Raw genomic sequence first — 12,757 nt, 5'->3', positions numbered from 1 at the left:
AGCCTCTATATTCAGCAGGCCGCTTGTGACAGTTATCACGGAGGCCGTTGGAACGGGAGGGGCAACTGATTCAGAACGCGAGCGCGTCCACGAGGATCGCGACCAGCACAGCACCGAGGAACGCGTTTGAGGCGTGGAACGACCGGAACGCGGCGACTTCGGTCTGTTCGAAGTGGAGGCGAACGGCGGCCCAGAGGAAGATCCCGCCGAAGACGACGACCGTGCCGGCGTACAGCGCGCCGAGTTCGGTGATCCACGCCAGGGCGATGGTGCTCACGAACGTCGCGGCGATGTAGTAGAGGATGTGTTTGCGGGTGACGGTCTCGCCCCGGACGACCGGCATCATGGGGAAGCCGCCGCGAGCGTAGTCGTCCTTGTACGCCAGCGCGAGGTTGTAGAAGTGCGCCGGCGTCCAGAGGAAGATGACGCCAGCGAGCGCGAGCCCGGGCCAGCCGATCTCGTTCGTCACGGCGGCCCAGCCGATCAGCGCGGGTAGCGCGCCCGCAGCGCCGCCAATGACGGTGTTCTGGACCGTGTTCGGTTTGAGAACCAGTGTGTAGACGACGCTGTAAAACATGATCGCGGCCAGGCCGAGCGCGGCCGCGAGCCGATTGATCGTCAGGAACGCCCCGAGCGACAGCGCGGTCAGCCCGAGTCCGAACGCGAGCGCGTTTCGAACCGGGATCAGGTCGACCGCCAGCGGTCGATCCGCCGTGCGGGACATCTTCTGGTCGACGTCGCGCTCGAGGACGTGATTGAAGGTCCCGCTCGCGCCGATCGCGAGGACGCCGCCGCCGAGCGTCGCGACGATGGTGTAGATTTCGAGGCCGGGGCCTGCGGCGAGCGCCATTCCGGCGGCGGCGACGAGGCAGAGCAGCCACATCAGCCGCGGTTTCATCATCTGGAAGTAGGCGAAGGCGGTGAGCCGTGCGCGGGCCAGCCGACTCGAGGGGAGCGTGCGTTCGGACGCGGTCGGAACCTCCTCGTCGAGGTCCGCGAGCGGTTCGGGCGAGTCGATGGCGTCATCGTCGCTCCCGGTCGCGATCTCGAGGTCCCACGCGAGCGCGAGGACGATCCCCGAGAAGATCACGAGGCCGAGCGCGAGGTGGAGTCCGGGGAGGATCGCAGCGGAACCGGTCGTCGCGGTGACAGCCCCGACGCCGATCTGGACGACGTAGAGGAGGGTGGCGACGACCAGCGCCGCTCGGACGCGGCTCGAGGCGTCACCGAGGAGCGCGGCGAGGGCCGTCGCGGTGACGAGCAGGCCGACGACGACGGCCGTGAGTCGGTGGGCCCACGCGATAGCGAGTTCGGTCTGGCTCAGCGGGTCGACGGGTGCGTGACAGGTCGGCCACGTCGAGCACGACGCGGCGGCGTTCGTCAGCGACGTCGTCGCGCCGACGATCAACAGCAGGTAGACGCCCAGCGCGGTCGCTGTGAGCAGTGCGGAGAAGCGGCGTCGCGTGCCGATCGGGCGGGGAAACGACTCTGTTGCCACGGCTAGTCTCGTCTACATCCTTCGACTCCGCGTATTTATGGCTCCCGCTTCTTCCCGCTTGCGGCGATTTTCCGCCCACTGAACCGGACAGAGGATGCGGACCGGCAGTCGACGGTATCGCCGTCGGACTGCAGCAATCGGGTGCACACCGAAGAGGCATTGGGCCGGCCCGCGTAGTGGTCGCCGTGTCCGGTGACTCACGCGAGAAAGCCCCGGCGATCGATACCCTCTCCGGAGCGAGTACAGCCACTGGAGAGCCCGAGCTCGAAGTTCGCGACGAGCCGCCCGTTCGTTGTCCCTACTGTAACCGACCCTTTCGGCGAGCGCGCTACGAGTCCTTCCATCGCGGCCTCGAGCATCCCGACCGACTCTCGGATCGCGAACGCGCGACCGTCGAGCGGGCGATCCGCGAGGAGCGCGCGGAGACGCGCCGCTTTCGGCTGTACGCCCTCGGCGTCCTGGTCCTGTTGTACTTCGGTCTGTTGATCGTCGCCGCGTTCGTCGTCTGATCCGGTTTGCTGTACCGATGTACCGGCGCGACCGCGATCCGGCCTGCGGTCGCGCCGGAACTGACTGACAGCAGACCGTCTGAGTTACATCCCCATATCGTCGGCCGCGTCCGGAATCGGGAGGTCGTGTGGCGAGACGCCGAGCAACTCACCCGCGTGATCGAGGGCCATGTCGAACCCGTAATAGCGCTCGAGTTCGTCGCCCTCGGCCGTCGGTCGTACTTTCAACATCGCGTACCCCTCGCGGTTCTGGGCGATCGCAGCCGTGAGGCCGACCTCGCCGCCGTCGGCCTCCACGCGTTCGAACGAGAGGACTCGTTCCGTCTCGGTTTCCTCGTAAGTGGCCCTGATACCGTCGGCCTCGGCCGTCCGATCGTCGGTCATGGCGGCAACTCGCGGGGCGACCACCGGGAAGCTGTCGGTTCCGATCGACGGCCCGCGGGGGAAGCGAACATCGACACCGATTTTTCGGTCGCCTTCGAGGGTCGCCTCGTGAGCCGTTCCGAACCCTCCACGGCCCGCCGACCGCTCGCGGCGTTTCGACTCACTCGAGCGGTCACGCTCCAGTGGCTCGTCGTCTCCGCGGTCGGATTCTTCGGCTCCGCCTACTGCTTCGGGCACGTCCTCGCGTGGATTCGCGGGACGTCGCTCGAGCCGATCGTGATCGCGCCGTCCTCGCCGCCGACGGTGGCCGGCGCGGTCGCCGTCTCCCTCGGGCTGCTCGTCTGCGTGGTCGTCCCCCACGAACTGCTTCACGGCGTGTTCATGGCACGCTACGGCGACACGCCGGACTACGGCATCGGTCTCTCGTACTTCGTGTTACCGTACGCGTACGCCGAAACGAGCGGCGCGAGCTACACCCGAAATCAGTTGCTCGTCGCCCTGCTCGCGCCGTTCGCGGTGATCACGACCCTCGGACTCGCCGCGATGGTCGTCGTACCGTCGCCCCTGTTGATCGTGCCGCTGGCGGCGAACGCCGCCGGCTCGATCGGCGACCTCTGGATGGCGGCCGTCCTCTGCCAGTACCCCGCCGACGTTCGCGTCGGGGACCCGCCCGGCGGCGTGCAGGGGTTCGGAATCTACGGCGCTGACGACCGCTCCGTCGGCCGGCTTCCGGGCACGCCGCTCCTCGCGCGATTTCTGACCGGGAGCGTCGGAACCCTCGCCGCGATCGTGACCTACGCGCTGTTGGCCGTCCTCCTCTCGCTCGCGGTCGGCACCGGCGACGTCGTCCTCGGCGATCCGGAGAAGGGCTGGCTGCTCTTCCGTCACGACCGCCACCCCGACGGCACCGCCCTCCTCGAGATCGGTGACTGGGCGCTGCTCGCCGCGGCCGTCCTCGGCGGGATCGGGTGGACGGCCGTGGCGACCGTCCGCGGACGGCTCGAGCGCGACTGAACCAGAACGTGCGAGCGAGAGTCGAAACCGTAACGCTCGAGCGTCTCTCGGACGCACCTCGAGGTATGAGCAAGTGGCTCCGGAGCGGTCGCCGTCGGGACGTCTGTTTCCTGCTCGCGGCGGCCGAGGACGGCGAGCTACGCGGCCAGCAGCTGAAATCGTACCTCGAGTCCCACTACGACGACCGGCTCGATCCGAAGTCGTTCTACGGCTCGCTGTCGGCGCTGGTCGACGCGGGCTTCGTCGAGAAACGAACTGAGGGACTGCACGACGTCTACGCGCTGACCGATGGCGGGGAGCAAAGGGTCCGAGAACACGCAGAGTGGGTTCGGGACTGTCTGGAGGGAGACGTAGCGAGCGAATAGCACGAGTGCCTCGACGCTCGAGGCGGCAACCGATCGACTGCTGTCACGCGGATCAACGGACCGATGCATTTAGCATCGACACGATACCGATAAATTATGCGGCGATGTCCAGAAACCGAGAGATGGGTGGCGATCGGTTCGAACTCTGGCTGGTAGCGATCGCCAATCTACTGCCGCTCGCCGGCTACGGGGTGCTCGATTGGGAATTTATTACCGTCGTGCAACTCTACTGTCTCGACGCGATAACGTTGCTCGTCGTATACGGTGGCTGTGCCATGTTCGCACAGCGAAACAGTCTCGTCGAGGAGCGAGAGGAAACCCTTCTTCCCGTCATCGGCGGCGGCACCAACCAGAGCGATGAGCCCTGGACAATTGATCTCCACCGGTCACTGCCCTCGATCTACCCGCGGAATCTGCGGATCGTCGTCCCCCCGGTGCTCTTCTGTGTCTTCCTCGTACTCTCGGCGGGAGTCGTTCTGACGGGGCAAGCGGACTGGTCTGGCGGGAGCCGGCCGGCCGTACCGATATCGCCGTTTCTGGCGGCGCTCTCGGAGTTCACGTCCCCCTTGGTACTCGGCGCGGCGCTGGCGATAGTCGCCGCTCACCTCGTCACCGTTCCTCGCGGTTACTTTCGTCGCCGTCGCCACGAAGCCCTGTCGGCATACACCACGCTCGAGCTCCCGGTTCGCTTCATCTTACTGTACAGCGGCTTTGTCACGCTGTATTTCTTCGTCGGGCTCTCGATTCTCCTGTTCGCGGAGTCGACCGTCGCCGAATCGAACGCCGAACGGGTCGGCACCATAACCGTCCTGAGCGGTTTTTTCGCGATGAAAATCGCCCTCGAACGGGAGCGATTCCGTGCGGAGCGGTCGACGGATCCCGACGGACTCGCAGCGTGGATCGTGCCGACGGATCCGCGCTCAGAGTGGGAGTAATCGCAGTCTGCTTTTCAAACGATCGGCATCGGATACCGGATCAGATTGCTTCAGAGGTTAACAAGAGCCGGCAGACACGGTCTCGGAGCGGGATTCTGAGCAGATGTCCGATACACAGTTGTCTCCACAGTGGGCATCGAATGCACCTTCCTCCCCGTTTCCCTGAAGTGCTTCAGCAGGGAAGAGCGAAAGTCACGTTCCTGTCGTCGGCGTGATCGAGCGAGAAGAAGTCCGCGACTCGCTTTCCGTCGGTGCTATTCCTCGAGCAACTGATCGCCGATCGTGTTCCGCAGCACCTCGCTGGTGCCCTCGTAGATCTCGTTGAGTTTGGCGTCGCGGTAGAAGCGCTGGGCGGCGAAGTCCTTGGTGTAGCCGTAGCCGCCGTGGATTTGGATTCCTTCGTTCGCGACTTCGCGGCTCACTTCGGAGGCGTAGAGCTTGGCCTGCGAGGCGTCCTTGATGTAGTCCTCGCCGCGGATCTTCTTGTCCGCGGCCTTGTGCATGAGCATTTTCGCAGCCTGGATCTTCGTGTCCATGTCCGCCAGCTTGTGCTTGATCGACTGGAACTCGCCGATGGGGTGGCCGAACTGCTCGCGCTCGTTCGCGTAGTCGCGAGCCTCCTCGAAGGCCGCGCGGGCGATGCCGACGCCGCGGGCCGCGATGGTGATTCGGCCGCCGTTCAGGGTCTTCAGCGCGTGGACGAAGCCCTCGCCCTCCTCGCCGAGCCGGCGCGATTCCGGGATCCGAAGGTCGTCGAACCGGAGTTCCGCGGTCGGACAGCCCTTGTCGCCGAGTTTGTCCTCCGTGCCCTCGACGATGAAGCCGTCGTCCTCCTCGGGCCGAACGATGAAGGAGGAGATCCCCTTGTTGCCCGCCTCCGGATCGGTTTTCGCGAACAGGGTGACCGTATCGGCTACGGAACCGTTCGAGATCCAGAGCTTGCCGCCGTTGATCACGTACTCGTCGCCCTCTTTCGTCGCGGTGGTGTCCATCGCCGGCACGTCGCTCCCCGCGCCCGCCTCGGAGAGCGCGAACGCGCCGATGTCTCGCCCCTCGGCCAGCGGCGTCAGGTACTCCTCCTTCTGGGAGTCGTCGCCGAACTCGTAGAGCATGTTGCCCGCCAGCGAGGTGTGGGCCGCGACGATCGTTCCCAGGCCGCCCGAGCCGCGGGCGATCTCCTCGAGGCCGATCGCGTAGGAGTGATAGTCCAGTCCGGCACCGCCGTACTCCTCGGGGAAGGGCATCCCCATCAGCCCGAGTTCGCCCATCTCGCTGACGAGATCGGCGGGGAACTCGTCGTCGTGGTCGATCTCGTCGGCGACGGGGACGACCTCCTCGTCGACGAACTCCGAGACCATCTCTCGAATCTGTTGTTGCTCGGCCGAGAGTGCAAAGTCCATACGCCCGAATGCGTGGCCTCGCGTCTTTAGAGTTCCCTCTTCGGCAGCGGCCTCGAGGCGGCGTCGAACCCCGACATCGGGCGACTCACCCGGCCAACAAGCCGACGATGGCCGCGGTAACGAACAGGTTGGTGAACGAGCACACGAGCAGCCCCTTCCAGCCGATCTCGATCAGTTGGTCGATCCGGACTCGCGGCAGCGCGGAGCGCGCCCACTGCGTGAACAGGAACACGGCCCAGATCTTGCCGAGAAACCAGACGAATCCGGGAAGGATCGGACCGGCTGGCCCGCCGAGGAAGACCGTGGCGACGATCGCACCGCCCAGAAAGACGTGTACAAACTCGCCCATGTAGACGAGCACGAAGTAGACCGAGGAGTACTCGGTCTGGTAGCCGGCGACGAGTTCGGTCGGTGCTTCGGGCACGTCGAATGGGTTGCGGCCGACTTCCGCGAGGTTCGCCGTCATAAACAGGGCGAAGGCGAAGGGGTTGACGATCGCGTACCACGACGGGATCGACAGCCCGCCGAGTTCGAAGAGCGTCGCTTGCTGGGCAGCGACGATTTCGCCCATCCGTAAGGTGCCGGCGAAGATCACGACCGACATCCCGGTGACGATCAGCGGGATCTCGTAGGCGATGTTCTGTGCGACCGCACGCAGTCCGCCGAGCAGCGAGTACTTGTTCGCCGACGCGTAGCCGCACATCGCGAGTCCGAGCGTGGCAAGCGACGCGACCGCGAAGACGTACGCCAGCCCGACCTCGGGGTCGGCCAACTGAACGGTGACGCCGGCGATCGACCCCATCGGAACGACCGCGAATCCGACGATGGCCGAGAAGACGACGACGATCGGACCGAGGTCGTACGCCGGCCGGTCGGCTTCCGCCGGAACGATCAGTTCCTTGCTAAGCAGGCGGACGGCGTCGGCGACGATGATTAGCGTTCCGCCGGGTCCGAGTCGGTTCGGGGCGATCCGGTCGGTGAATGCGGCCGTTACTTTGCGCTTTGCCCAGATAACGATCGCCGCACACGTCAATGGAATCGACGCGACGAGTACGGCGGCAGCGATCGCAGCGACAATCTGCTCGAGGAGAGACGGTGAGACGCCGAACAGCGTCCGAGCGACCGCCTCGGGGAGTAGCGTCATGCGCAGTGGTTCGTCCCGCTCCCGGAGTTCGATTCTGCGAGACATATTCGGACGTTTATAGTAGTGCCGTCCAAACCCCGATCCATGCGGTATCTCCGACTGACCGTCCGGCCGACGGACCGCGAAATCCATCCGGTGCACACGGTCATGACGGAGCGGGAGTTCGTCGACCGCGTCCGGATGGTCCACTGGAACATCGCGGACATCGATGTCCCCGCTTTCCTGTTTTCCGTCGTCGGCGACGCCGGAGCGCTCGCGGACGCGCTCGAGTCGACCTCCGAAACCGAGTCGTTCGCCATCACGCGAATCGATGAGCGACGGTTCTACTGTTACACGCAGGGGCGGACGACCGCGATCGAGCGAACCCTGTACGAGGCGTTCACGCGGGATGGGCTGCTCGTCCTTCCACCGTTGACCTATGAGGACGACGGCGGGGTCCGCTTCGAGGTGGTCGGTGAGGCTGACGCGCTCCGGACTGCACTGGCGACCGTTCCTGACGGAATCAACGTTGCGGTCGAACGCGTCGGGGAGTACGACACGGCGCGGGAAACCGTCGATGCTGCGCTTACGTCGCGCCAGCGTGAAGCGATCGCCACCGCGCTGGCGACGGGCTACTACGAAACCCCGCGCGAGGCGACGATCGAGGACGTAGCGGCGGAACTGGAGTGTGCGCGAAGTACCGCGGCGGAGCACCTCCAGAAGGCGGAATCACGCATTATCCGAACGGTACTGTGACGGCCACGGCGCGGCCGATGTGGCGCGAAGAAGGACGCGACTACTGCGAGCCGATCGTCTCGAGGGCCTCGCCGATCGGTTCGTCGCCCGAGAGGAGTTCGAACGTCTGCCCGACGAGGGAGTCGTAGTCGAGCGTGGCTACGAGCGTCCGGGCGACGTCCTCGCGGGGAATGTCCCCGGCGTCCAGTCCGATGTCCTCCCCGATTTCGATCGTCCCGACCCCGGAGTCGTCGGTCAGCTCCCCCGGGCGGACGATCGTGTGGTCGAGACCGCTCTGCCGGAGGTACTCGTCGGCCTCCGCTTTCGCAGTCAGGTAGTCCTCGAGCGCGTCGGGACCGCCCTCGGGGTCGTCGGCACCCATCGAACTGAGCATGACGAACCGGTCGACGCCCGCCTCGCTCGCCGCGTCGATCAGATTGATCGCGCCGTCGCGGTCGACGCCGTAGACGTCCTCGCCGCCCGAACCGGCCGCGAAGACGATCGCGTCACAGCCTTCGACCGCGTGGTCGACGTCTCCGGTCAGGTCCGCGACGACCGGTTCTCCGCCCAGTTCCGCCATCTCGTCGGTCTGAGACTCGTCGCGGACCATCGCTCGAGCGGTGCGATCGCTCGCGCCGAGCAGTTCCGTCACGTGCTGTCCGACCTGCCCGTGCGCGCCGGCGATGAGTACGGTTTCGGTCACGACTTCGGCTTCGCGTCGCTCCGTGATACCGGTTTTGTCGGGAGTCGCCGGGTCGCAGTGGATCGCGTCCGGGGTCGGTCGCACCTTCGTTTGGCCACCGATCGGAAGAGCACGCCGCGACCGCGGTGTTTTTCCCCGATGGTCACGAAACTAACTCGAGTAGATGACCACGGGCCAGCCCGAACCCCCCACTGACGCCGACCTCGAGTGGTGTTACGACGCGGTTCACGGCGTTTCGCGGACCTTCTCGATCACGATCGACCGGCTCGAAGAGCCGATGTCGAGACACATCTGCGTCGGCTACCTTCTCTGTCGAATTGCCGACACGATCGAGGATGCGGGCCACATCCCGCCGGACGCACAGACCGAACTGCTCGCCACGTACGATCGACTGCTCGATCCGAACGCGGGCGGCTCCGTCTCGGCGTTCATGGACGACGTCGAACCGTGGATTCCCGAGGAGCGAACCGACGACTGGGACGTCGTCGCCGAGACGCCCCGGGTCCTGCGGACGTTCGAATCGCTCGAGGAGGAGCCCCGGGAGATCATGCGCGAACCGGTCCGCGAACTCGTCGACGGGATGGCGATGTTCACCGACCGCTACGCGAGCGAAGGCGGGTTACGCCTCCAGACGATCGAGGAACTCGAGGAGTACTGCTGGTACGCCGCCGGCACCGTCGGTACCTTGATCACCGGACTGGTCGCCCGCGGCACGTCGCAGGAACGGGCCGACGAGATGCGGGGGAACGCGCGCTCGTTCGCGCTCCTCCTCCAGTTGGTCAACATCGCGAAGGACGTCGAGTCCGATTATCACGACGAGAACAACGTCTACCTCCCCGCCGAGTGGCTCGCGGCGGAGGACGTCGATATCGAATCGGTGACCGACGAGGACCACCACGGCGGCGTCACGAACGTCATCAAGCGGGTGACGAACCGCGCCGAACGCTACCTCGACGACGCCCACCGCTACCTCGAGGTCGTGCCCGAACACCACGGCAACCGGCTCTCGGCGTGGGCGATTCCCTACCTGCTCGCGGTCGGCACCCTCCGCGAACTGCGCGAACGCCCCGAAGATGTCGTTCGCGAGGGCGATGTCAAAGTGTCTCGAGCGGAGGTGTTCGCCCTCCTCCAGCAGTTCGAGGACGGCGTCCCCCGCTCGCGACTGGACGAACTTCGCGCCAAGATGGCGGAGCAGCCGCTCCACCAGTGAGCGCTCGTCGGGTTCGGGGTCACACGACCGCGTTCGAACGACCGGAACGCTGAATTACGGCGGGTCCCAACCGTCTGCTAATCGATGAGCGACGCGATCGCGGGAGAGAATCCAGTCATCCTCTTCGACGGCGTCTGCAACCTCTGTAACGGGTTCGTCCAGTTTCTCCTCCCGCGGGATACGGCCGGTGTCTTTCGGTTCGCCTCGCTGCAGTCGGATGTCGGCAAAGCGTTGCTGGCCGACCACGGGCTACCGACCGACGAACTCGAGTCGATCGTGTTGATCGAGGGCGACGACTGTTACGTGAAGTCGTCCGCTGTTATTCGCATCGCGCGCCTCCTCGGCGGCGTCTACGCGCTGCTCGGCCCCGCTCGATTCCTGCCGCGTCGGCTTCGGGACCGGGCATACGACTTCGTCGCCGCGCGCCGCTACCGCTGGTTCGGCAAGAAAGAGCAATGTGCCATGCCGCCGGCCGACGTCGACGTCGGTGCGCGCTTCCTCGAGTGAGACGGGGAGAAGAGAGACGTCGCGATCGGGGGTTCAATCGATACCGATAGCCAGCCGTCGACCGAGCAGCGCGAGCGGGTAGCCGAATACGGCGACGCTGGCGACCCACGGGAGCAACAAGAGACCGTAGACGGCCGGTCCGTAGCCGAGGACGGAAACGGGAGCGACGGCCGCGATCGCGGCGATCGGCGTCAGCGCGGTGATCGCGACGAGCGCGACCGCCGTCCGCCCGCGCTCGGCGGCGTAACCGATCGGGAGGCAGAGCGCGGTCGCCAGGCCGAACAGCGCGGGAAACGCGTACACCGGCGGGCCAGCGAGCAGAAGGGAGACCCCTGCGGCGGCGGCCGTCGCGAGCACCGACAGACCGACGAGACCGCGAGTTTCGAGCCCGTTGCCATAACGGCGCGCCGCGGTTCCCAGCAGGGCGTACCCGATTCCGAGCGCGGCCAGCGCGACGGCACCCGGCGCGGGATCGGCACCGGTCGCGGCCACGCCGACGACGAGGAAGCCGCCCGCGCCGACGGCACCGACGGCGACGATCAGCCACTCGAGCGTCGTCGCATCGAAGGCGGTCACCCCCCGGTCGATTCGAGCGATCGCGATTCCCACGGTTCCGACCAGTAGTCCGGGAACGAGCCCGCCGCTGACCCCGTGAGAGAGCGCCGTCGGGCCGACATCGAGGCCGATCGTCGCGTAGCCACTCGCCGTCCCGAGGACGCCGCCGCTGCCGTACGTAACCCGCGTCTGCTCGCCGAAGGCGCCGCTCGGGTCGCGTTCGTTTTCGTTCGTCCACGTCGCAGCGTTGCCGTCGATCTCGGCGCCGGGGATTCGGTTCGTGATCGCCGTCCCGTCGGGCGCGTGAATCGTCAGCCGGTCGGCAACCAGCTGGTAGCGCGTCGGCGACGTGCCGGTCACGAAGTAGTCGACGATCCAGCTCTCGCCGACGCCGCGTTCGGCCACGTCATCGACCGCGTAGTTCACGACGACGGTCTCGCCCTCGAGTCTCGACTCCACGGCCCGGACGTCGCCGTCGGCGACGTGGGAGCGCGCCCAGGCGTCGCCGACCGCGGCCTCGAGGGCGGTCGCGTTGCTCCGGTAGCGCTCGGCGGCCGATTCGTTCACGGGGACCCGGGCCACCCACTGGGAATCGCCTGCCTCGTCGACGTAGACGTCGAGCGTTCCGTGCCCCGTCGCACCCGCGATCTGGGCATCGTTCGCGATGCCGGGCCCGCAGACGCCACAGAGCTGCGACGGCGGGGGTGCGCCGGCGACCGCAGTGACGCCGGCCACGCCGACGAGGCTACAACAGAGGGCGACGACGGCGAGACGAGCGAGGCGCATCGACTCGATGGACGAATGTCACCCACAAATACGTTACGACGAGCTGAAACGAACTCGCGTGACTGCGGGCTCCCTGCCGGACGAGACGATACCGGACCGATGACTCCCCGGACGAGACGGTACCGGACCGACGCCACACCCGGACGACCGCGGTTCGGTCAGTCGTACTCGTAGAACCCCGCCCCCGTCTTCTTACCGAGGTCACCCGCCTCGACCTTCCGCTTGAGGAGGTAGGCGGGTTTGTACCGGTCGCCCAACTCGTCGTGGAGCGTTTCGGTGGCGTGGAGGCAGACGTCCAGCCCGATGTGATCCGCGAGGGTGAGCGGCCCCATCGGCACGTTCGTGCCGAGTTCCATCCCCGCGTCGATATCGGCTTTCGTGGCGACGCCCTCGTCGTAGGCTCGAATCCCCTCGTTGATCCAGGGCATCAGGATACGGTTGGTGACGAAGCCCGGCTTGTCGTCGGCCTCCCAGGTCGTCTTCTCGAGGTCCTCGGCGATCTCGTGGGCCAGTTCGGTCGCCGCGTCGGTCGTCTTCTCGCCGACCACGATCTCGACGCCCTCCATGATCGGGACGGGGTTCATGAAGTGCAAGCCGATCACCCGCTCGGGACGTTCGAGGTCGGCCGCGATCGAGGTGATCGAGATCGTGCTCGTGTTCGTCGCCAGTAAAACGTCCTCGTCGCAGACCCGCTCGAGGTCGGCGAAGATCTCACGCTTGACTTCCAGCTCCTCGAGTGCGGCTTCGACCACGAGGTCGCACTTCGCGAGGTCCTCGAGGAGCGTCGTTCCCTCGATCCGGTCGCGGATTGTCTCGGGATCCGCCTCGAGGCTCCCTCGATTTGCGAGGCGCTGGAGGCTGTCGTCGATGGTGTCGAAGCCGTTCGCGACGAACTCCGATTCGATGTCGCGCATCACCACGTCGTAGCCGTTCGCGGCGGCGACCTGTGCGATACCGCTGCCCATCGTCCCCGCGCCGACGACGCCGATCCGGTCGATCTGCTCGCGTACCATACGGACGCTTCCCCCGTCGT

At 66.3% G+C, this 12,757-nt stretch carries 14 protein-coding genes; 7 read left to right on the top strand and 7 right to left on the bottom strand.

What is annotated here, in order from left to right; all coding sequences use genetic code 11:
* Window positions 1-70: 70 nt before the first annotated feature.
* The gene (locus AC0QDI_RS07290) at window positions 71-1,498 is read right to left on the bottom strand and encodes a heme o synthase (protein WP_474666689.1); all 1,428 of its coding nucleotides are present in this window, start codon (window positions 1,496-1,498) and stop codon (window positions 71-73) included.
* 185 nt (window positions 1,499-1,683) lie between these two features.
* Here AC0QDI_RS07290 and AC0QDI_RS07285 point away from each other — a divergent pair, with 185 nt between their 5' ends.
* On the top strand, window positions 1,684-2,007 hold the full coding sequence (locus AC0QDI_RS07285) for a DUF7410 domain-containing protein (RefSeq protein WP_474666687.1): 324 nt from the start codon (window positions 1,684-1,686) through the stop codon (window positions 2,005-2,007).
* A gap of 84 nt (window positions 2,008-2,091) precedes the next feature.
* Here the strand turns inward: AC0QDI_RS07285 and AC0QDI_RS07280 are convergent, their stop codons facing one another.
* The gene (locus AC0QDI_RS07280; protein WP_474666686.1) at window positions 2,092-2,391 is read right to left on the bottom strand and encodes a DUF7111 family protein; all 300 of its coding nucleotides are present in this window, start codon (window positions 2,389-2,391) and stop codon (window positions 2,092-2,094) included.
* 108 nt (window positions 2,392-2,499) lie between these two features.
* Here AC0QDI_RS07280 and AC0QDI_RS07275 point away from each other — a divergent pair, with 108 nt between their 5' ends.
* From AC0QDI_RS07275 to AC0QDI_RS07265, 3 genes are all read left to right on the top strand, one after another.
* A complete protein-coding gene (locus AC0QDI_RS07275) occupies window positions 2,500-3,405 on the top strand; it encodes a DUF3267 domain-containing protein (RefSeq protein WP_474666684.1) in 906 nt (301 codons plus the stop codon).
* A gap of 65 nt (window positions 3,406-3,470) precedes the next feature.
* Window positions 3,471-3,770 (top strand): PadR family transcriptional regulator, encoded by a 300-nt coding sequence (locus tag AC0QDI_RS07270; RefSeq protein ID WP_474666682.1) that lies wholly within the window; start codon window positions 3,471-3,473, stop codon window positions 3,768-3,770.
* A 122-nt stretch (window positions 3,771-3,892) separates the two neighbouring features.
* Window positions 3,893-4,705 (top strand): hypothetical protein, encoded by an 813-nt coding sequence (locus AC0QDI_RS07265; protein ID WP_474666680.1) that lies wholly within the window; start codon window positions 3,893-3,895, stop codon window positions 4,703-4,705.
* Between the two features lie 254 nt (window positions 4,706-4,959).
* Here the strand turns inward: AC0QDI_RS07265 and AC0QDI_RS07260 are convergent, their stop codons facing one another.
* Both AC0QDI_RS07260 and AC0QDI_RS07255 read right to left on the bottom strand, forming a co-directional pair.
* Window positions 4,960-6,105: an acyl-CoA dehydrogenase gene (locus AC0QDI_RS07260; RefSeq protein WP_474666678.1), complete on the bottom strand. Its 1,146-nt coding sequence runs from the start codon at window positions 6,103-6,105 to the stop codon at window positions 4,960-4,962.
* Between the two features lie 85 nt (window positions 6,106-6,190).
* Entirely contained in the window at window positions 6,191-7,294 is a 1,104-nt protein-coding gene (locus AC0QDI_RS07255) for a complex I subunit 1/NuoH family protein (RefSeq protein WP_474666676.1), read from the bottom strand.
* 39 nt (window positions 7,295-7,333) lie between these two features.
* Here AC0QDI_RS07255 and AC0QDI_RS07250 point away from each other — a divergent pair, with 39 nt between their 5' ends.
* Window positions 7,334-7,984 carry a helix-turn-helix domain-containing protein gene (locus AC0QDI_RS07250; protein WP_474666674.1) on the top strand — a complete coding sequence of 217 codons (651 nt, stop codon included), beginning with the start codon at window positions 7,334-7,336 and terminating at the stop codon, window positions 7,982-7,984.
* A 40-nt stretch (window positions 7,985-8,024) separates the two neighbouring features.
* Here AC0QDI_RS07250 and AC0QDI_RS07245 read toward each other — a convergent pair whose 3' ends face one another.
* A complete protein-coding gene (locus tag AC0QDI_RS07245) occupies window positions 8,025-8,666 on the bottom strand; it encodes an SDR family oxidoreductase (RefSeq protein ID WP_474667318.1) in 642 nt (213 codons plus the stop codon).
* A gap of 163 nt (window positions 8,667-8,829) precedes the next feature.
* Between AC0QDI_RS07245 and AC0QDI_RS07240 the strand changes: the two genes are divergently transcribed.
* Both AC0QDI_RS07240 and AC0QDI_RS07235 read left to right on the top strand, forming a co-directional pair.
* A complete protein-coding gene (locus AC0QDI_RS07240) occupies window positions 8,830-9,876 on the top strand; it encodes a phytoene/squalene synthase family protein (protein WP_474666673.1) in 1,047 nt (348 codons plus the stop codon).
* An 84-nt stretch (window positions 9,877-9,960) separates the two neighbouring features.
* Window positions 9,961-10,383, top strand: coding sequence for a thiol-disulfide oxidoreductase DCC family protein (locus AC0QDI_RS07235; protein WP_474666671.1), 423 nt, complete (start codon window positions 9,961-9,963; stop codon window positions 10,381-10,383).
* A gap of 33 nt (window positions 10,384-10,416) precedes the next feature.
* Here the strand turns inward: AC0QDI_RS07235 and AC0QDI_RS07230 are convergent, their stop codons facing one another.
* Together AC0QDI_RS07230 and AC0QDI_RS07225 are read right to left on the bottom strand one after the other, a co-directional pair.
* Window positions 10,417-11,724 carry a hypothetical protein gene (locus AC0QDI_RS07230; RefSeq protein WP_474666669.1) on the bottom strand — a complete coding sequence of 436 codons (1,308 nt, stop codon included), beginning with the start codon at window positions 11,722-11,724 and terminating at the stop codon, window positions 10,417-10,419.
* Between the two features lie 158 nt (window positions 11,725-11,882).
* Window positions 11,883-12,737, bottom strand: a complete 855-nt coding sequence (locus tag AC0QDI_RS07225; protein ID WP_474666667.1) for a 3-hydroxyacyl-CoA dehydrogenase family protein — start codon at window positions 12,735-12,737, stop codon at window positions 11,883-11,885.
* Between the last annotated feature and the right edge of the window lie 20 nt (window positions 12,738-12,757).

It is taken from the genome of Natrinema sp. LJW11 (genome assembly GCF_056135975.1).
The sequence above is the reverse complement of the archived record's forward strand: the minus strand, read 5'-3'. Positions and strand labels throughout refer to the sequence as shown.